The sequence below is a fragment of the Streptomyces sp. NPDC058001 genome, assembly GCF_042886315.1.
Classification (GTDB): Bacteria; Actinomycetota; Actinomycetes; order Streptomycetales; family Streptomycetaceae; genus Streptomyces.
In genome coordinates this window covers 337,679-356,483 of sequence record NZ_JBHVQT010000007.1, presented here as the reverse complement: position 1 = coordinate 356,483, position 18,805 = coordinate 337,679, and the positions used below count along the sequence as shown (strand labels likewise).

At 68.9% G+C, this 18,805-nt stretch carries 16 protein-coding genes; 8 read left to right on the top strand and 8 right to left on the bottom strand.

Features of this window, described 5'->3' with window-relative positions:
- Nucleotides 1–448 precede the first annotated feature (448 nt).
- Complete coding sequence (locus ACFVT5_RS19645; RefSeq protein ID WP_389889025.1) at nt 449–3,361, top strand: glycoside hydrolase family 95-like protein; 2,913 nt, start codon at nt 449–451, stop codon at nt 3,359–3,361.
- A 232-nt stretch (nt 3,362–3,593) separates the two neighbouring features.
- Here ACFVT5_RS19645 and ACFVT5_RS19640 read toward each other — a convergent pair whose 3' ends face one another.
- Nucleotides 3,594–4,631: a hypothetical protein gene (locus ACFVT5_RS19640; protein WP_389889022.1), complete on the bottom strand. Its 1,038-nt coding sequence runs from the start codon at nt 4,629–4,631 to the stop codon at nt 3,594–3,596.
- Nucleotides 4,632–5,055: 424 nt separating this feature from the next.
- Here ACFVT5_RS19640 and ACFVT5_RS19635 point away from each other — a divergent pair, with 424 nt between their 5' ends.
- The 5 genes from ACFVT5_RS19635 (at nt 5,056) to ACFVT5_RS19615 (ending at nt 9,581) form a co-directional block, all read left to right on the top strand.
- A complete protein-coding gene (locus ACFVT5_RS19635) occupies nt 5,056–5,829 on the top strand; it encodes a helix-turn-helix domain-containing protein (RefSeq protein ID WP_389889020.1) in 774 nt (257 codons plus the stop codon).
- 178 nt (nt 5,830–6,007) lie between these two features.
- Nucleotides 6,008–6,367, top strand: coding sequence for a hypothetical protein (locus ACFVT5_RS19630; protein ID WP_389889017.1), 360 nt, complete (start codon nt 6,008–6,010; stop codon nt 6,365–6,367).
- Nucleotides 6,368–6,452: 85 nt separating this feature from the next.
- Nucleotides 6,453–7,553, top strand: a complete 1,101-nt coding sequence (locus tag ACFVT5_RS19625) for a GNAT family N-acetyltransferase (protein ID WP_389889014.1) — start codon at nt 6,453–6,455, stop codon at nt 7,551–7,553.
- Between the two features lie 13 nt (nt 7,554–7,566).
- Nucleotides 7,567–8,100, top strand: coding sequence for a truncated hemoglobin (locus ACFVT5_RS19620; RefSeq protein WP_389889012.1), 534 nt, complete (start codon nt 7,567–7,569; stop codon nt 8,098–8,100).
- A complete protein-coding gene (locus ACFVT5_RS19615) occupies nt 8,097–9,581 on the top strand; it encodes an FAD-dependent monooxygenase (RefSeq protein WP_389889009.1) in 1,485 nt (494 codons plus the stop codon). The genes ACFVT5_RS19620 and ACFVT5_RS19615 overlap by 4 nt, the downstream gene beginning before the upstream one ends.
- Before the next feature lie 29 nt (nt 9,582–9,610).
- On the opposite strand, the gene ACFVT5_RS19610 is transcribed toward ACFVT5_RS19615, so the two are convergent.
- Complete coding sequence (locus ACFVT5_RS19610; RefSeq protein ID WP_389889006.1) at nt 9,611–10,063, bottom strand: SAM-dependent methyltransferase; 453 nt, start codon at nt 10,061–10,063, stop codon at nt 9,611–9,613.
- A gap of 107 nt (nt 10,064–10,170) precedes the next feature.
- On the opposite strand from ACFVT5_RS19610, the gene ACFVT5_RS19605 reads away from it, so the two are divergent.
- Together ACFVT5_RS19605 and ACFVT5_RS19600 are read left to right on the top strand one after the other, a co-directional pair.
- A complete protein-coding gene (locus ACFVT5_RS19605; RefSeq protein WP_389889003.1) occupies nt 10,171–11,424 on the top strand; it encodes an MFS transporter in 1,254 nt (417 codons plus the stop codon).
- A 213-nt stretch (nt 11,425–11,637) separates the two neighbouring features.
- Nucleotides 11,638–12,267: an NADH oxidase gene (locus ACFVT5_RS19600; protein ID WP_389889000.1), complete on the top strand. Its 630-nt coding sequence runs from the start codon at nt 11,638–11,640 to the stop codon at nt 12,265–12,267.
- 43 nt (nt 12,268–12,310) lie between these two features.
- On the opposite strand, the gene ACFVT5_RS19595 is transcribed toward ACFVT5_RS19600, so the two are convergent.
- From ACFVT5_RS19595 to ACFVT5_RS19570, 6 genes are all read right to left on the bottom strand, one after another.
- Complete coding sequence (locus ACFVT5_RS19595) at nt 12,311–12,919, bottom strand: DNA-binding response regulator (protein WP_389888997.1); 609 nt, start codon at nt 12,917–12,919, stop codon at nt 12,311–12,313.
- Nucleotides 12,920–13,021: 102 nt separating this feature from the next.
- Nucleotides 13,022–14,212 carry a sensor histidine kinase gene (locus ACFVT5_RS19590; protein ID WP_389888995.1) on the bottom strand — a complete coding sequence of 397 codons (1,191 nt, stop codon included), beginning with the start codon at nt 14,210–14,212 and terminating at the stop codon, nt 13,022–13,024.
- A gap of 207 nt (nt 14,213–14,419) precedes the next feature.
- Nucleotides 14,420–16,717: a TOMM precursor leader peptide-binding protein gene (locus ACFVT5_RS19585; RefSeq protein WP_389888992.1), complete on the bottom strand. Its 2,298-nt coding sequence runs from the start codon at nt 16,715–16,717 to the stop codon at nt 14,420–14,422.
- Complete coding sequence (locus ACFVT5_RS19580) at nt 16,714–17,145, bottom strand: hypothetical protein (protein ID WP_389888989.1); 432 nt, start codon at nt 17,143–17,145, stop codon at nt 16,714–16,716. The genes ACFVT5_RS19585 and ACFVT5_RS19580 overlap by 4 nt, the downstream gene beginning before the upstream one ends.
- A 112-nt stretch (nt 17,146–17,257) precedes the next feature.
- On the bottom strand, nt 17,258–18,265 hold the full coding sequence (gene rfbB / locus ACFVT5_RS19575) for a dTDP-glucose 4,6-dehydratase (RefSeq protein WP_389888986.1): 1,008 nt from the start codon (nt 18,263–18,265) through the stop codon (nt 17,258–17,260).
- The gene (locus tag ACFVT5_RS19570; protein WP_389888983.1) at nt 18,262–18,798 is read right to left on the bottom strand and encodes a GNAT family N-acetyltransferase; all 537 of its coding nucleotides are present in this window, start codon (nt 18,796–18,798) and stop codon (nt 18,262–18,264) included. Before ACFVT5_RS19570 ends, rfbB begins: the two co-directional genes overlap by 4 nt.
- Nucleotides 18,799–18,805: the final 7 nt, after the last annotated feature.

Below are 18,805 nucleotides of genomic sequence, written 5' to 3'. Positions count from 1 at the left end.
CCCTCAATACGCAGACTTCAACTGCGTATTGAGGTGTAATAACGCACAAGTCATACCCGCTCATCACTTCAGGGCTACGAGCGTGATCCACCCGTTCGGCTCGCCCAGGCCCCACAGGTCGGATCTCTCCAGAGAGTAGGGGTGGGACGGGGGCCCCACAAGAGTTCGGTCATACTTTGCACAAAATCAAGTCGCGGGCTGCCGGGGTCCTCGTTTCCCGCGTCGGCCGCGGGCTGTGCGGGGGTGGCGAGCGTCATGGTGGGGGCTGGAGCCGGATGAGTGCCCCTCGCGCGCGGCGGGCCGGGCGTGACTCGGAGTGCGTGCACCAGTACTGGCGATTCATCCGATCTATTAAGGGAAAATTTCTGCGCTCTATGCCTTGCTGCGGATGTCGGCGCCCTCTAGCCTCCCAACACCTCATACACATCGGACCTCTAGGGGTGCTGGCATGACTGACGCAAGTAATGGGTCCATGGAGCCGCTCGGTAGACGCGGCTTCCTCAGCACGCTCGCCGCCAGCGCTGCCGTACTCGGCCTTCCCTCGCTCGCCGAAGCCGCGACCCCTGGAGCGAACGGCACCGTGGTGCTGCACGACCGGGTGGCGTCCCATCAGGCATGGGCCGCGTATCTGCGCGAGCAGGACATGATCTGGTCCGAGGTTCCCGACGGGTTCTACGAAAGCCCCTTCCTCGGCAACGGCGGCCTTGGCGCAGCGGTCTTTCGCGACACGAACAGCAAGCGGCTGAAGATCGAGGTCGGCGACACCCGCGTCCGCGACCACCAGAAGTCCGGTGATGTGCGATTCGGCACGGCTCGTCTGCGGGTGGGTTACTTCATCGTGCAGACCGAAGGCGACCTGGTCGAGGTCGACTTGCGGCTGTCGCTGTGGAACGCCGAACTGACCGGCACGATCACCACCACCCGCGGCACCTTGAAGCTGAGAGCCTTCGTGCACGCGACGAAGGACGTGCTGGTCTTCTCGCTGACGCCGGACGCCGAGGAGAAGGGGACCGCTTTCACCTTCACGCCGTACCCGGCCAAGAGCACCACATTGCTGTACGAGAAGGGGCCCGGCAATCTGCGGGTCAACCCGGAGCCCAAGTTGGAGCAGACCCCCGAGGGCGGTGTGTGCGAACAGCCGCTGGACGCGGGTGGCGGTCACGCGACCGTGTGGCAGGTCGTCACCGAGGACGACGGACTCACCCGCAGCCTGGTGGCGAGTGTCGCCGCGTCCTTCCCGGATCCGACCGCCGTGGACACCGCCCGGTCGGCAGCCAACAGTGCAGCCCGGCAGCCTGTGCAGCGCCTGCGCAACGAGCACCAGAAGTGGTGGCACGACTTCTATCCGAGGAGCTTCGTCGCGGTTCCCGACGCCCGGCTGCAGAGCTTCTACTGGATCCAGCTGTACAAGATGGCGTGCATCACCAGGCGCAATCTGCCCGTGACCACCACGATGGCCCAGTGGATCGAGCGCACCCCCTGGCCGGCCGCCTGGTGGAACCTCAACATCCAGCTCACCTACTGGTTCCTCAACCCGACCAGCCACTTCGAACTCGACTCGCTCACACGGTCGCTGGACGAGCACCGCGAGGCCCTGGACAAGAACGTCCTGCCCGCCTATCAGCACGACTCCGCCGCGATCAACCGGGCCAGCCAGGAGGACCTGGTCACCTCGCCGATCGGTGTTCCCGGGACGGGTACGCCCGAGGTCGGCAACCTCACCTGGGCGATGCACAACGTCTGGCTCACCTATCGGCACACCATGGACGAGGACCTGCTGCGCTATGTCGTCTTCCCCATCCTGCGCCGGTCGGTCAACTACTACTTCCACTTCCTCTTCGAGGGGGCGGACGGACGGCTGCATCTGCCGACCACGCTGTCGCCGGAGTACGCCGGGGCGAAGGACTGCAACTACGACCTGGCGCTGCTGCGCTGGGGCTGTACGACACTGATCGAGTCGGCGCACCAGTTGTCCATCGAGGACGAGCTGCTGCCGAAGTGGCAGGACGTACTCAAACGTCTGGTGGACCCGCCCCAGGGCCCGGACGGGCTGTGGATCGGTGCCGACCGTCAACTCACCGATTCTCACCGTCACTACTCCCACCTGCTGTGGTTCTACCCGCTCTACCTCCTGGACCCGACGGAGCCCGGGAACCGCGATCTGCTGGAGCGTTCGCTGAAGCACTGGGTCGGCTTCACCGGGGCGTTGCAGGGCTACACCTTTACCGGCGCGGCATCGATGAGCGCATCGATGGGCAAGGGCGAGGACGCGCTGAACTACCTCAACACACTGCTCGACAAGTTCGTCCAGCCCAACACGATGTACCGCGAGTCGGGACCGGTGCTGGAGACACCCTTGTCCGGTGCGCAGGTGATGCACGACATGCTGGTGCAGAGCTGGGGAGACACGGTCCGGGTGTTCCCGGCGGTTCCGGGCGCGTGGCAGGATGCGCAGATCCACAATCTGCGCACCCAGGGCGCGTTCATGGTGTCCGCGCGGCGCAACGGCGGCAGGACCGAGTACGTGCGGGTCCGCAGCCTCGCCGGCGAGCCGCTGAAGCTGGCACACAGCCTGGAGGGACCCGTCACCGTCCGGCGCGTGCAGGTCGCACCCGGCGGCGGATCGCCCACGGACCGGCCGCTCACCTGGCGGGACCTGGGCGACGGAGTCATCGGCATCGACATCGAGAAGGGCGAGGACGTGATCGTCCTCGCCGCCGGCAAGGCGTCGAACCAGGACGTAAAGCCCGTGTCGATCAGCAAGCCCGCTAGACCGTGGGGCTTCGTCGGCGTGCTGCCCCGGCCCGAGGGACCGGTGGTCCCCGTCGACCTGACCGCCGTGTTCGACAACGACGGCTTCACGAGGGGCACACCACCCGACGGAAACTTCGACAACTCCGGCTACACCTACCCGGCGAACGAGCTGCCCCCGGCGGGCAACTTCCGCAACGGAGGAGTGACCTTCGTCTTCCCCGGCAGCACGGACGGCGCGAAGAACAACGTCACCTCACGCGGCGCGGTCATCGCAGTGCCACGCGGCACATACCGCAGACTCCGGCTCCTGGGGGCGTGCCACGGCGGCAGCGCGAGCGCCGACGCGGTCGCCGCGTACGCGGACGGCACCACGGGAACGGTCAAGATCTCGCTCACCGACTGGGGCAGGCAACCGGCATACGGGGAAGCCGTCGCGGTGCTGACCACGCAGCGGATCGGCACCGCCGGTCCGCAGAACTTCCCGGTCCGCATCTTCCACCAGGTCGTGGACCTCGACCCGGCCCGTGAGCTGGTATCGCTGAAGCTGCCGAACCAGAACTACCCGCTCATGCACTTCTTCGCGATGAGCCTGGAGAGCGGAGGCTGACATCGCCGACGGCGGATCCGGCGCAGCGGCTACCGCGGCCCGCCGGATCATGCCTTCTTGCGTGACGCGAGTGCAACTGACGGACAAGGAATGGGAGTTCAACGGGCCGTACCTGCCGATCGGCGAGTACGGTCCGTACCCCGGACACGTCGTCCGGATCAGGTTCAGGTCCGGGTGCGGCTGCGGCTGCGGCTGCGGGTGATCGTCGAACCATGGAGACCGGGAGACTCGCCTACTGGGGCTGGGCCAGCTTCTGGAACAGCGCGCCGATCTCCGCGCGGTCCGCGACCAACGGGAGGGTGTCGAAGTACAGCTCCCACTCACCGCCGGGGCCGAAGCGCTCCACGATCCCGAACGGAATGTCCTTGCCCTTCGGGCCGGAGACCGTGCCGTGCCATTCCACGTACGTTGTGGTGCTGCCGAAGGCGACCTGGCCGGCCTTGAAGCGGACGTCCGCCGTGTCGAAGAACCGCTGGAGATAAGCCCGCCGGCCGGACTCCGTCGCCAGGGGAGCGGCCAACCCCGGGCCGGACAGCCGGGCTCTGCCCATGCGGGAGACCAGGGCGCCGACGTCCTCGCCGTTCCAGGCCGCCAGGCGGTCCGGTATCTCCCTGGCCCGGAAAGGCTCGCGCGCCGGGCCAGGGGAGGGTGCGGGGCCGCTGTCCGCTATCCCGTTGAACAGGCCCTCGGGCGCCAGCTCCGGGACGGTGTCCCGGAAGAGCGCGTAACGGTCGTAGTAGCGCCGGGCCTGGAGGCTCTTGCCGTCGTCCCCGAGAACATTGCGCGCGATCTGCGGGTAGGCCACCTTACGGCCCTTCAACGTGACCTCGTTCCACTGGCCGAACATCATCGCGCTACCGTCGGCCACCACGTCCGTACCCCGGTAACGCAGGTCCGGGGCCAGCCGCAGGGAGTTCGTGATGGAGGTGCCGATCACGGTCTGGCCGCGCTGCGGAGCGTCACTCGCCTCCCAGAGCGTTGCATCCGCGTCGAAGATGCCGAGATATGCCTTCACCCGAGGGTGGTTCAGGCCCCCGACGGCAGGCGGGGTACCCGTGGGGATCTCACCGAAGGCGACCTGGCGCTGCATGAACGCGCAGGCGTTCGGGGTGATTCGGCCTTCCAGTCGCTCGACCTTCGCGCGCACCTGTGGGCAGTCGCCCTGGGCGGCGGGCTCCGCATCGTCCGGCAGTGCCACCGCGGTGGTCGACACCCCCGCGACCACCGCCGCCACAACAATCCCGACAAGACCACGCCGACCTGCGAACATGCCGTACTCCCTCTCTTCACGCGCTGCGGAGTGCTCCGCTCGGCCACCACCCTGCCCGGCGGCCAGGCAGAGCACGATTACCCGCGAGGTAATGCCGATGCGTTGCCACGCGGGAGCTGTGCCGCGCGTTGCTGTACAGCAGGATCGAACGACAACGACAGAAGCCCACGGCACCTGAACTGGTCAGAGCCGTGGGCTTCTTCAGTCTCGCGGATCATCGAGCCTGCCCGGACGGACTTCGCCGCTGTACAGCACGACGCGTTCCCGCTTGCCCGCCCTGCGGTCGTACTCGTGCACAACACGGCCGTGTGCCCGAGTTGTTCAGGGACCAGCCTCGATCTCAGGTCAAGCCAGCCTCCATGTCATTTCCCTAGCGTTGGATCGGGCGTGCGCCTTGTTCCATTCGGCTGTTCGGGAGATGCGTATGGAGCATATTGTGGAACGGGCCGTACAGATCATCCGGGAACGGTACGCGGAACCACTCAGTCTTGATGAAATCGCTCGTTCAGTGTTGGTGAGCAAATTCCATCTTTTGCGTGTATTCAGTCAGGTTACCGGGGTGACCCCGGGGCGTTTTCTCAGTGCGGTGCGCATTGGGGAAGCGAAACGTCTGCTGCAGAATTCCGATCTCGGTGTCGCCACCATATCCTCCACGGTCGGGTACAGCAGTACGGGTAGCTTCACCAGTCGCTTCACCGAATCTGTGGGAATCCCGCCCACCCAGTACCGCCAGTTGAGCCGGGGCGAGGGCGAGTATGCCGTGCGTTCCTCGGCCGGCGGCCGGGGCGACACGCGCTGCCAGTTGCGTGGCGTGGCACGGGCCGCGGCGGAGCCCGTCTCCTCGATCTACATCGGTTCCTTCGACAGCCCCATACTCCAGGGGCAGCCGTCCAGTTGGACCACCACGGGGCGCCTCGGTCCCTTTGTGCTGCAACAGGTGCCGCACGGGACCTGTTACCTGCACGCGACCATGCGGGCGGCACGGGAGCTACCGGGCCAGCCGCTGGAGACCACGCTGCTCACGGCCACGCTCGGGCCCCTACGCATCGACCCCTACGCCAGCTCCGAGGTGGAACTGGTGTTGTGTCCGCGGGACTGGTCGCACCCGCCCATCCTGTTCGCGGCTCCCGGCTTCGAGATGCTCGCCGAGGCGGCTCCTCGACCCGGATTCAAGCGGATATCGAGCGGATTCAAGTAAATTTCCAGTGACTTCAAGCGGATTTCAAGAACTGGCTCGTCATGCTTTTTGGAAGGTCAGCAATTAAGGAGAAGACAGGTCGTGACTCAGGCTGCAAGGCTCCTTGATGAGCGCGGCGAGGGCCGCGTCTCGGCGGTCCGGTGGATCGCCTTCTGTGAATCTCCCGAAGGGATGCTGCATGCGCGACGCATATGTAATCCGAGCGGAGTCGGCCGACGAATTCGGCGTGTGGGACATGGCTCCTGTGTGGGACATGGCCCCCGAGGACCTCAAGGTGTGGGACCAGGCGTTCGAGGACCTGAAGGTCTGGGACCGCGCTTTCGAGGACCTCAAGGTCTGGGACCAGGCTTTCGACGAGTTGAAGGTCTGGGACCTTGCTCCCGAGGACCTGAAGGTCTGGGACCTGGCCCCCGAGGACCTCAAGGTCTGGGACCGGTCCTGCGACGATCTCAAGGTCTGGGACCGGTCCTGCGACGAACTGGCGGTCTGGGACCAGGCTCCGGTCTGGGACCGAGTGCAGGAACTGCAGGCGGCCTGACGGTCGACCCACAGTCCATTCGGCCCGGCAGCCTTGTACGTTGCCGGGCCGGACGGGCTTCGCGCATGGCCGGAAGGGAAATGCCGTGACGCCACACCGCCCCGAGCCGGCGCTGGGCACCGCCGGGCTGCACATGCGCACCGAAGTCCCGGAAAGCTGGGACGGCTGGATCGGCAGAGCTCCGGTCACATTGCGCCGGCGCTGGATCTCTCTCGCCGAGGGCAGGATCCCCGGCGGCGCCCGTACCTTCGGCCTCTCCGGTCCGGACGGGGACCAAGTGGCCCTGGTCGGCGGCGTGATGGAGGCCCCCACCGGACATGTGCGTTTCGATCCGCAGCGGGTGCTCTCGGGCGGTTCGGTCGCCGACGGGGTGGTCGCCGACGGGCCGCACCCCTGGCAGGGACTCTCCGCCGACGAACTGTTCCCGTCCTGTGTACTGATGGGCCCCAACTACGAGTCGGCGCCGGCCGGTCCGGGCTCCCGCGATCCGCGGGTGCTGCGGGCGTATCTGGAGGCCCTGCTCGACTGGTGCCGTGACCAGGGGATGCGCAGTGTCTCGGCGCTGTTCCTGCGCCCCGACTATCCCGAGTTCCTGGACGTGTTGCGCACAGCGGGGTTCGCCGTGGTCCCGATGGTGGACCGCAGCGACATGGATGTCACCTGGGACGATCTGGACGGCTACATAGCGGGGCTGCGGCGCAATCAGCGCTTCGCGGTACGGCGTGAGCTGCGCGAGATCGCGGCCCGGGGTATCGAGATCAGCGAACGTCCGATCGGCGACGAGGAGCCTGAACTCATCCCGCTGCGGGCCCAGATCGTGGCCAAGTACGGCGGTGTGCCCGACGACAAGCGCGAGGCGGACTCGTTCCGGCATCTGCGCGACCACTTCGGTCCGGAGAACGTCTGGATCGTCGAGGCCCGGAAGGGGGGCGCTCTGCTCTCCTTCACGATGCTGGTGCGGGACGGTGACCAGTGGACCGCGCTGATGAGCGCCACCGACTACGAGCATCCCGACGCCTCGTTCACGTACTTCGCCACGATGTTCTACCGACCTGCCGAGCTGGCCCCCGGGCAGGGGATCACCACGATCGCCTACGGGCTCGGAACTGTGCAGGCCAAACGGCTGCGTGGCTGCACTGTCAGCACGCTGTCCGCCGCGGGCCTGTTGCTCGACCGATCCGACTGAAGGAGTAACGCCCATGTCGCCCCATCGAGCCACCCCGGCCCCCCGGCACGACGGGAAGGTACTCCTCGTCGCCGACCAGGGTCTGCAGTCCGCCGAGCGCATGACCGCCACGCAGGTCGACCGGAAGGTCTCCGACTTCTGGGCCGGCATCGGCGGTGCCGAGTTCTTCCAGGCGCTCACCACCCGCTTCTACGAGCTGGTCTCGGAGGACGAGGTGCTGTCCCCGCTCTTCGCCGTCCCCGACTGGAGCCGCCACGCCGCACGGCTGAACGACCACTTCCGCCGGATCTACGGCGAGAACGACCTGGCCGTGGCCTGGGACCCGAAGATGCACCAGGCGCACGCGCACTTCCTGATCACCCGCGAGCAACGGGTGCGCTGGCTGGACCTGATGAAGGAGGCCGGCACCCAACTGGACGCTGCCGAACCGCACTTCACCGACTTCCTCACCATCATGAAGATAGCGAGTGGTGAGATGACCGCGGTGTCCCGGGGAGCCGCGCTGGCCCGTGGCGAGCGGTTCCACTGGGACGGGACACCGGCATGAGCGGCACTCCTGTCCGCACCGTGGCCGTGGTGGGCGGAGGTCCCGCCGGGGCCTTCTGCGCGCTGGAGCTGGCCCGGCTGCTACCCGATACGGCCATCGACCTTTACGACCGCGAGGACCGGGGGCCGGGGGCCGGCATCGTGCTGACGGACGAGTTCGCCGCGCGCATCCGGGCCGTACACCCCGAGGCGCTGCGGCTGCCGGAGTCCGCGTACGCCACCTGGGACGAGACGATCACGCTGATCGACGGCGAACGCATCCCGTCCGGCGCCTTCGGCATGTCCGGGGTCTCCCGGCAGGTCTTCCACGCGCATGTCCGCGCGCTGGCCGCGCAGCACGCCAATGTGCGGCTGATCAGGCGCACCGTCACCGAGCTGCCGGAGCAGGCGGATCTGGTGGTGCTGGCGGACGGCGCGGGCAGCGAACTGCGCCGGGAGCGCGCCGACCGGTTCGGCACCTCCGTCTCCCCGGGCCGCACCCGGTATCTGTGGATGAGCACACCCACGGCACTCGAACCGTGTTTCCTCCTCAAGGACATGGGCCCGGGGCCCCTGGTGGTGCACGCCTATCCGCATGCGGCCGGCGAGAGCACCTTCATTGTCGAGGCCGATCCGGACACTCTGTCCGCCCTCGGCCTGCTCGACCTGCCGGCGGCCGAGGCGGAGCCGCGGCTCGCCGCGCTGTTCCGTGGCGAGTTGGGCGGCGCCCCCTTGACGGCCCGGACAGCGGGTTGGCAGCCGTTCCGTACGGTCGTCAACCGCCGCTGGTCCGACGGCCGGACGGTGCTGGCCGGGGACGCCGCGCACACGGTCCACTTCTCGACCGGCTCGGGCACCGCTCTGGCCATTGATGACGCCCTGTGCCTCGCCCGATGTATCGCCGGACACGACGATCCGCTCCAGGCGGCGGCCGAGTACGAGAGCATCCGGCGGCCGGTCGCGGAGCAGACCCAGGCGGAGGCGGCGGAGAGCACCGCGTGGTTCGAGGAGCTGTGCCGTGGTGAGCGGCTGGAGGGGCACCAGACGGTGTTCTCGCTGCGTAGCCGCCGGACGGTGAACACCTTCAGCCGACTGCGGGAGCGGGATCCGGAGTTCGTCGCGCGTACCGTGGCGCGGCTGGCCGGCCACCCCACCGACGCGGAGCCCGTCGACGTGCCGCTGACGGTGGGTCGGGTGCGGCTGGACCACCGGCTGGTCGAGTTGGAGTGCCGGGACGGCCGGTGTGTGCTGCGTGGCGCGGACGGCAGCCGGGCGGTGGGGCTGGTCGTGGACCGGGCCCCCGACCTGCCCCTGCCGGGGATCGACTTCCTCGCGGTGCAGGCCGGGCCGGAGGGCGGCCGGGTGACCAGGAGCGCTTCCGCCGCGCGGATCCGCAGCGGGGCGGCGCTCCCGATCGCGCTCCTTGTCGACGAGGAGTTGCCCCGGGACGAGGCCAACACCCTGATCGCCGCGGCGCGTACGGATCTGGTGGCCGTGCCATGAGCCTGAGCCCTGGGCCGTGTCCGCCGGGCTCAGAAGTAGTCGCGCATCAGCTCGCCGGACCAGGCCGGACCCCGCACCTCACCGCGCGGGGCGAACTCCGGCAGATACGGTTTGACGTCGAGTACGGGGGAGCCCTCGACGGCGTCGAGGCCGTGCACCGTGAGTGTCAGGCCGTCGACGGCGGCGAGGGCGCACACGGACACCCCGAGGTGGTTGGGCCGGTTGGGCGCGCGCTGCGCCAGGATGCCGGAGAGCGGCCAGTCGGTGTTGCCTCGGGGGTGCTGGGTGGCGGTGCAGGTCCGCGTCGCCAGATGGAACGCGAAGATCACTTCCACGTGCGAGTAGTCGTCGAGGCCGGAGGTCGCCGACGCGTCGAACACGGCCGGGTCCAGTTCGATCCGCGAGACCACCGCCCCCCATCCGTCCTCGTGGACCTGTTGGCGTCCGCCGCGTACCACCCCGATGGGACTGATCGGCCGCATTCCATCCCCGCTTCCTGTCCGGTGGGTCCTGGTCGCCCGGAACCCGCGAAGCATGTCCGCCCGCCCGTCGCAGAGTCAACCGCCCCCCACCGAGCGAGGTGCCAGCCATGGCCCGCCTGATGTCCCGCCTGCTTCCCGAGCCCGGTGCCGGCCGATTGCTGGTCCTGTGCACCGCCGTGGCCAGCCTCGGCAACGGACTTTATGTCACCGGCGGCGCCGTCTACTTCGTCCATGTCGTGGGGCTGTCACCGGGTCAGGTGGGCATCGGCATGTCGCTGGCCGGCATCCTGGCGCTGGCTCTGGGAGTGCCGGCCGGACAGCTCGCCGACCGGTTCGGGCCGCGGGGGACCGCCGCGGTGTTCGTGCTCGGGAAGGCGGTGGCGCTGGCCGCCGCGGCCTTCGTGCACTCCTTCTCGGCCTATCTGGTGATGGCCGTGGCCCTCGGCCTGGCCGAGCAGTGCGGCAATGTCGCCCGGGGCGCGCTGGTGGCGGGGGTGATGGGCCGGGAGGGCCGGGTGCGGATCTCGGCGTACATGCGCAGTGTGTTCAACGGCGGATTCTCGCTGGCCTCGCTGGCGGTCGGCGTGGTCATCGCCGCCGATTCGACGACCGCCTATCTCGCCCTGTTCTGGGGCAATGCCGTGGCCATGGTGCTGGTGGCCGCGCTCTACATGCGGCTGCCCAAGGTCCCGGGCGTCCCGCGCGCACCCCGGGGCGAGAAGCCGCGCGGTGCGGTGCGCGACGTCCCCTATCTGCTGGTCGCCCAGGTTTCCGGGATCGCCAGGATCGGGCCGACCGCGCTGGCGGTGGGGCTGCCGCTCTGGCTGGTGGTGCACACCGACGCCCCTCGGGCCCTGGCGGCATGGATCATGCTGGTCAACACGCTGATGGTGGTGTTCCTCCAGGTGCGGATGGCGCGCGACGCGGACACCGTTCGGGGGGCGGCGCGTCTGCAGCGGTTCACCGCTGCGGTCCTCGCCGTCGCCTGTGCCGTCACCGCGCTGACCGGATCGATGCCCGGATGGGCCGCCGCCACCGTGCTCCTGGCCGTCGCGGTGCTCTTCACCTTCGGTGAGATCTGGGGCGAGGCCGCCCGGTGGGGGCTGCGGTACGAGTTGGCGCCCGCGAACGCGCAGGGCCAGTACCTGGGGGCCTTCGCGACCGGTGACGCCTTCGCCCTGATCGCGGGGCCGGCCCTGGTCACCACCGTGCCCGACCGGTTCGGCGGCCTCGGCTGGCTGCTGATCGCCGTGCTGTTCCTCGGCGTACTGGCCGCCAGCGGCCCCGCCGTCCGCTGGGCGGAACGGACCCGGGTGCCGGAGACCGGGACAGCAGATGTCCCGCTGACCACAAAACCGTAACCCGCCGTCGGCTTTGTCCACCGCGACTCGATCGCACGAGGCGTTGGGCGGCACGGCGGGTGCGGTGAAGGCGCCGTGATTTCTTCATGTCTTCGGTGTGATCCGTTCGCTGCTGGAACGGAGCGGACGCTTCCATACTGGAAGGCACGAGCGGATCGGCGGGCGGAGCCGCACTTCCTGTCGGCTCCGACAGCCCTAGGAGGTCCGTTCACCGTGATACCACCCGCGGAAGACTCCCCCGCGCGCATGCACCACCTGTGGTCCCTGCGCGAGGACACGGTGGTCGGGTGGGACGACGAAGGCCGCACGCTGGTGCTCAGCGGTCCGCAGGGCACGGAGCGGGTCGAGGATCCCACGCCCGCGGTGGTCGAGGCGCTGCGCCGGATGGAACTCGGTCCCGTGCTGCTCGCCAACCTGTTGCAGGCGAACGGCGGGACGTTCTCCGGGCACGACACCTACACGATGGTCCTGTCGGTGCTGCGCGGGATCTCCCACGTGGTGATCAGGACGCTGTCCCTGGAAGACCTCAAGGGGCCGGTGCTGTCGGTGGTGCCGGAGGGCCGGACCGCCCACTTCTCCCTCGTCCCGCTGTCGGCGCAGCGCAGGGTGCGATTACGGCCCACCGTGACGATCACCGTGCGGGGGGACGTGTTCCGGGTGGAGTGTCGCACCCTGGAACATCGGGTGGAGATCCACCGTCCCGAGGCGATGTGGGTGGTGTCGCTCCTTGCCTGGCCCATGACACCGGACGCGATGGTCGAAGTGTTGCCCCTGCCCGCCGAGTTGACCCTCGCCATCCTCGGCTATCTGGCGGGGGCCGGGATGACGGTGGCCGCGGGCTGACCGCGCCACCGTCCAGGGCGGGGACGGGAGTTGACCCCGCTGGTCACAGCAGCCAGCCCGACTCCCGGGCGATCCGGATCGCGTCGACCCGGTTACGGGCGTTGAGCTTGGTCACGGCCGTGGTGAGGTAGTTGCGTACGGTGCCCACCGAAAGATGGAGGTGCCCGGCGATCTCCTGTGGTTCCGTGCCTTGCGCTGCCAGTTGCAGCACCTCGGTCTCGCGGGTGGTCAGCGGGCTCTCCGTGCCGCCCCAGGCGGCCAGGGCCAGTTGGGGGTCGATCACCCGCTGGCCCGCGACGACCCGGCGCACGGCCTGGGCGAGATCGCTGGGCGGGGCGTCCTTGAGGAGAAATCCGGCGACATGCGCGGACATCGCCCGGCGCAGTGTGCCGGGGCGGCCGAGGCTGGTGAGGATCAGGGCCCGGCACTCGGGGAGGCGCTCGTGCAGGAGTTCGGCCGCGCTGAGACCGTCCAGGCCGGGTAGGTCGATGTCGATGATGGCCACGTCCGGCCGGTGTTCGCGCGCCGCGCTCAGGATCTGGTCGCCGCGTTCGAGTTCGGCGATCACCTTCAGGTCGTCTTCCAGATTGAGCAGAGCCACCAGTGCGCCGCGGACCATGTGCATGTCCTCGGCCAGGAGGATCCGTATCATTGTCGCTTCCCCCGTCCCCCCACGTACGTGAAGTTGCTGGATCTTACCCAAGCGCATTCGCCGTCGGTGTTTCGTCAACAGGCAAGAACAGGCCAAGGTTGCTCATGCGACACTGTCGGCCCGGCCGTACGGCTGCTCGCCGTTCGTGATCTCGATTGAGCGCGGTTCGCCGACCCGGGCCTCCTGGACCGGTGCCTCGGCGGTGAGCCGGAAGACGTCCACGTCGGAATCGTCGAGGAAGCGCCGCACGAGCAGCCGGCCTCCGATGTCTTCCAGCCGCCGCTCAAGGTTGCCCAGGCCGCTGCCGCTGTGCGGCGACGGGGTCTGATGGCCGAGCGTCAGGCCGTCGTTGACGATCGTGAGGCGGGCGAGATCGTCCTCGATCCGCGCGGAGATCCGGCAGTACTCGGCCTTGGAGTGCCGCAGCAGGTTGGTGACGCCCTCGCGCAGCACCGTGGCCAGCACGGTGGACGTCGCCGTTCCCAGGCGCTCGACGGCGTCGTGGGTGTCGACGGTCACCGAGACCCCGGCGGCGCCCAACACCGACTCGGCGGAGGCGAGTTCGGCGCTGAGGGACATCTCCCGGTACCCGCGGGCGACCCGACGCACATCGGCCAGTGCCTGGCGGGAGATGACGAGTACCTCGTCGACCTCCTCGCGGGCCCGGTAGGGGTTGGCCGGGATGAGGCGGTGGATCAGCTCGTTCTTGAGGGTGATCGCGGAGAGGCTGTACCCGAGCAGGTCGTGCAGGTCCCTGGAGAACCGTAACTGCTCGTTGCTGACGGCCAGTCGGGCCAGATCGGTGCGGGCCCGGTGCAACTGGTCGACCAGGCTGTTCAAGCGGCTCAGGCCGTACACCACGAGACCGGTGAGCGCGGTGGTCTGACACATGTACACCATGTCGACCACGCTCCGGTCGTACAGGATGCCGGGGATGAGCAGGCTGAGCGCCGTCAGTCCGTACAGCGTCCAGCCCGCCCGGGGCGGCAGGAGAAGCAGCAAGGAGCCGGCGAAGAAGCCCGCCATGGCGCCCCAGGACACCCCGAACCAGATCAACGGCAGGTAGGAGAGGACGCCTTGGGCGGCCAGGGTGAGCATCTTGGTGCGCACCCGTGCCTCGGAGATGCTGGGTCCCGAGTGCACGAGTTGCAGCAGGAACACCAGCACCAGGCAGATCAGCGCGAAGGTCAGGCCGTACCCGTCGAACCGTTGAGAAAGGATGTTGAGGAAGGTGATGCCCAGATAGCAGACCAGCGCGGCCACCAGAACGCCCCGGGCGGTTCTTGTGGCCACGCTGCTGTGGTCCTGCGATTGGCCGGAATGTGATGGAAACCTATGTGGATCGGTACCGTCCATTTCTCGTCCGAGCCCCCCGTCGTTTACTCGATTGCCGTTCGGATGCAACCGGCGTCATTCTAGACAGAGGACGGTCTGAGACTGGCGCAAAGTGTCTATTGGGCGATCGGGCAACTGTCCGAAAATAGTCGCGTCGCACTCACGTCACACAAAGAGCGGAATCGGGTTCAACTGCTCATACGGTGTGGGCCGGGAGAGGCGTCCGAGCGCGACCGGTACATCGAAGAGCCTGCCCGGCGCGTACCGGGCCCAGAAGTGCCGGAGCCCCGGCACCATCACCTTGACCACCGGCATTCCGACGTCCGGCCGGGTCTGGTCGAGAACGAGAAGCTCCAGGCCCTTGGACCGGACCAACTCCGTCATGGCCTTGACGTCATCGAGCAGATCGGTGCGCGCAACGTAGGTCCAGTGGCCGGGAGTTCGCGGCCGGGTGGCCGGATCGGGCGCTAGATATGACTGGTTGGCGAGGGTCGCCTGCCGCCACCAGCGAACCGGGAGCGGATCCGTGATGCCGTAGCCCCCGCCGGGGCGGCCCGCGCCCACCGCCGGCAGCAACTGCCCCATCTCGGTGAGCGCGCGGCGCAGCGCGAGCGCGGGGTCGAAGTGGGCGCCGAAGCCGAAGACGATGTCCTCGGTGGGCCCCTCCGTACGCCGGGACAGTGCCACCACCGCGGGGATGCCGAGGTCCGAGGTGAGGTCCAGCGCCCACAGGTCCCGGCCCAACTTCCGGTATCCGTCGCGCAGTCGCTCGATGTACGGCTCGTCGAACGCGTTCAGGTCGATCGCCGGCTGCCGGGTCCGGTTGTACCACCACAGGGCGACGGCGTCCCGCTCCACCAGTTCCAGGAAACCCTGCAACAGGGCGTCCTCCGGGCTGCTGCCCGCCGCGTTGCCGTTGGAGTCGGCGTACGGCCCGTGCGGGGACGGGGTGCCGGACGGGAAGTAGAGCATCGACGTGGGCAAGAGCCGGTGACGCCGCTCGGTCAGGGACCACACGGGTGTCCACTCCACCGGCCGGTTCTCGTCGAAGGGCTCGGGTACGTGGTGGAAGGGCGAGCCGGAGCGGTTCCAGCGGTCCCGCTCGCGGAACTGCCGATCCGCGTACAGCTGGCAGGAGTTGGGGTGGACGGCATGGTCGCCGAGGGCGCGCAGGGTGTCCACCACCAACGGTTCGTCGCCGTGCCGTGTCCCGCTGTAGCGCTCCACCGACTCGCACAGCGCGCTGGTGCGGGCCTCGGTGTCGGTCAGGCCCTTGCCGCCGCTGAGCGAGCGCAGCCCGGCCAGACCGCCCTCCCGCATCGCGAGGTTGCGCCCCGACACATAGGTGGTGGCGAACTCCGGTGCCCCGGGCGACGGTTCGAGCACCGGAACGATTCCGGTGACCGGGCTCACCAGGTGCCCGTAGCGCTTCAGTAGTTGGTCGGGGCTGAGTGCACGGTGACCGCCGCCGCCCTGCCCGGCCTTGGGCCGCGACACCGGGACGAACGGCGCGAGCACGCGCCGGCTCGTCAGTCCCGGGTCACCGCAGGAGGGGCACTGGGGGATACGGGACACGGCGTGCACGCGGGTCCGCAGGTTGAGGGTGTCGACGGTGCGGACGGAACCCTGGTCGGCGTAGCGCAGGCCGGCCAGCCACTTGGCGGCCTCCAGGACCGTGCTCTGCGCGGCCATGACGCGTCCCGCCGACAGTGAGGCGATCGGCCGGCCGAGCGGACGGTCGAGGCCCAGGGCCTGCTGGAGCGATCCCTCGTACCCGCGGTGCTGCTTCAGCCGGGCGGCCAGACACGACCAGCAGGGTCCCTCGTCCGGCCGGAAGAACGGGCCGATCCAGGGTTCGTAGCCGCACAGCCGGGTGAGCAGCCAGGGCCTGCCCGCCGCCCGGTGCTCGGCGTCGACCCGCTCCAGCTCCGGGGAGAGGTAGTCGTCGCACAGGACCAGCGTGAGGTCCGCGTCCGATTCGGTCACGTTGATGCCGGACTCGACACCCGCAGCGAGCACCGCTTCGGCGTCGACGCCGGCGAGCGGCAGGACCCGGAGCCGGGAGCCGGCCAGCCCCGCCGCCGCCCGTGCGCCGTCCAGTCCGGCCAGGTCCCAGTACGCCTCGGCGACCGGGTCGGTGCCCGTCGCCGCCGGGGCGGGGCCGCCGAAGCGGAGCAGTCCGGCCTCGCTGAGGAGGCGCAGCCCGCCCTGCGCCTCCTCGGCGGTCAGGGCGGGCGCGGCACCGTGCAGGATCTCGGCGAGTGACCTGGTGCCGTCGAGCAGCGGGACCAGCACATCGACGAGGGCGCCGTGCAGGGTGGTCATGCCCCGGCGGGAGACCAGGTAGGTCGCCTCGCCGGGGATGGTCGCGGGACGCAGGTGATGCCTGAAACCCACGAGGGTTGAGCCGTCCTGTAGGGCGGCCGATCCGAGTCTCCTGGTGTGCGGCGACCCGGAAGTCATATCCAGGACCCCCCGACCGCGTCACCCTCCACGCCCACGGGAGCCGCGGTCTCCGCACCGAAGTCATCGGTGGGGGCGGTCTGGACGCAGTAGGTGAACTGGGCGGTGTCGGTCGGGGCGGTCTGGGCGCAGTAGGTGAATTGGGCGGTGTCCATGGGGATTGGCTGGGCGCAGAACGTGAATTGGGCGGTGTCCATGGGGATCGGCTGGGCGCAGTAGGTGAACTGAGCGGTGTCCATGGGGATCGGCTGGGCGCAGAACGTGAACTGGGCGGTGCCGGTGGGCGCGGCGTCCATGCCGTAGGTGAACAGCATGGTGGAGCCGGCGGAGTGGTCGAGGGTTTCGACCACGAGGAGCGGACGAGCGGGAGCTGCCTCGGTGATGCGCGCCGAGTCGGTGACAGGGGTGGTGACACTGGCGTGGCTCATCGGAGAGGATCCTCACTGACGTGGTCGGATGGTGCTCCAATGGCCGGAATTCTTCGTGGGTCAGAGCTTCACGGACAGTGTCCCTTTCACCGGTGACAGGTGAAGTTCTCACTCAAGTGGAGGCCCCAGCTCCGTCAGCCGCCCGCTTGAGCGGTTCCCACCAGTTTCGGTTGTCGCGATACCACCGCACGGTTTCGGCCAGACCCTCATCGAAGCTCCTACGGGGTGAGTAGCCCAGCTCCTCACGGATCTTCGTACAGTCGACGGAGTAGCGGCGGTCGTGCCCCTTGCGGTCCTCGACGTGTTCGACGCTGTTCCCCCAGTCGGCGCCGCACGCTTCGAGCAGCATCCCGGTGAGTTCCTTGTTGGACAGCTCGGTGCCGCCCCCGATGTTGTAGGTCTCGCCCGCGCGGCCCTTGGTGCGGACCAGTTCGATGCCCTGGACATGGTCGTCGATGTGCAGCCAGTCACGGACGTTGCCGCCGTCGCCGTACAGCGGGACCTTCCCGCCGTCGAGGAGGTTGGTCACGAAGAGCGGGATGACCTTCTCGGGGAAGTGGTGGTGGCCGTAGTTGTTCGAGCAGCGGGTGACCCGGACGTCCAGGCCGTGGGTGCGGTGGTACGACAGCGCGATCAGGTCGCTCGCCGCCTTGGACGAGGAGTACGGCGAGTTGGGCCGCAGAGGGTGGCTCTCGGGCCAGGAGCCCTCGTCGATCGATCCGTACACCTCGTCGGTGGAGATGTGCACGAAGACCTTGACGCCGGCCCGGTGCGCCGCGTCGACCAGCGTGTGCGTGCCGACCACGTTCGTGCGCACGAACTCGGCGCCCCCGTCGATCGAGCGGTCGACGTGCGACTCGGCGGCGAAGTGCACGACCTGGTCGTGCTCGGCCATCAGCTTCCCGACCAGCTCGGGGGAGCAGATGTCGCCCTGGACGAGGGAGAAGCGCGGGTGCGCCCGGACCTCGTCCAGGTTGGCGGGATTGCCCGCGTACGTCAGCTTGTCCAGGACGGTGATCGCGACGTCGCCGGGCCCCTCGGGGCCGAGCAGCGTACGGACGTAGTGGGAGCCGATGAAACCGGCGCCGCCGGTCACCAGGACGCGGGTCGTGGTCGTCATGACGGCACCGGTGCCTCAGCGTGGTCGGACGGGGTTCCGGCGGCGGTGTACTGGTTGACGGGCAACGGATGCCCGGCGTACCTGTTCATCGCCACGATCGCCTCGCTGAGGTCCTCGTAGCCGAGTTCGTGGTACAGCGGTGCGCCCTGCCGTGAGGCGAACAGGCTCACGCGCTCGCACCCCGACGCCAGGAACCGTTCGGTCAGGTGGTGCGCCAGGGTGCCGCCGATGCCCCGGCCGCGGTACTCGGGCAGCGTGGAGACGGCGATGACGAAGCCGGCGGCCGTCGCGGGGGACTCGGGGCTGGGGAAGCGGGACCTTGTCTCGCCGGTCGCGGCGGCGACGGCGGTGCCGTCGACCTCGGCGATATAGGCGTGGAAGGTGGGGTCGTTCTCCAGTCGGTGCCGCGTCATCTCCTCGCAGGCCGGCATCCAGTCCGTGGGATGCGGGCCGTTGATGGTGTCGTGCATGACGCGGCGCAGCTCGGTGAGGACCTTGGCGTCGGCCGGTGTGGCCGGTCGTATCGGGAGCATGGACGGA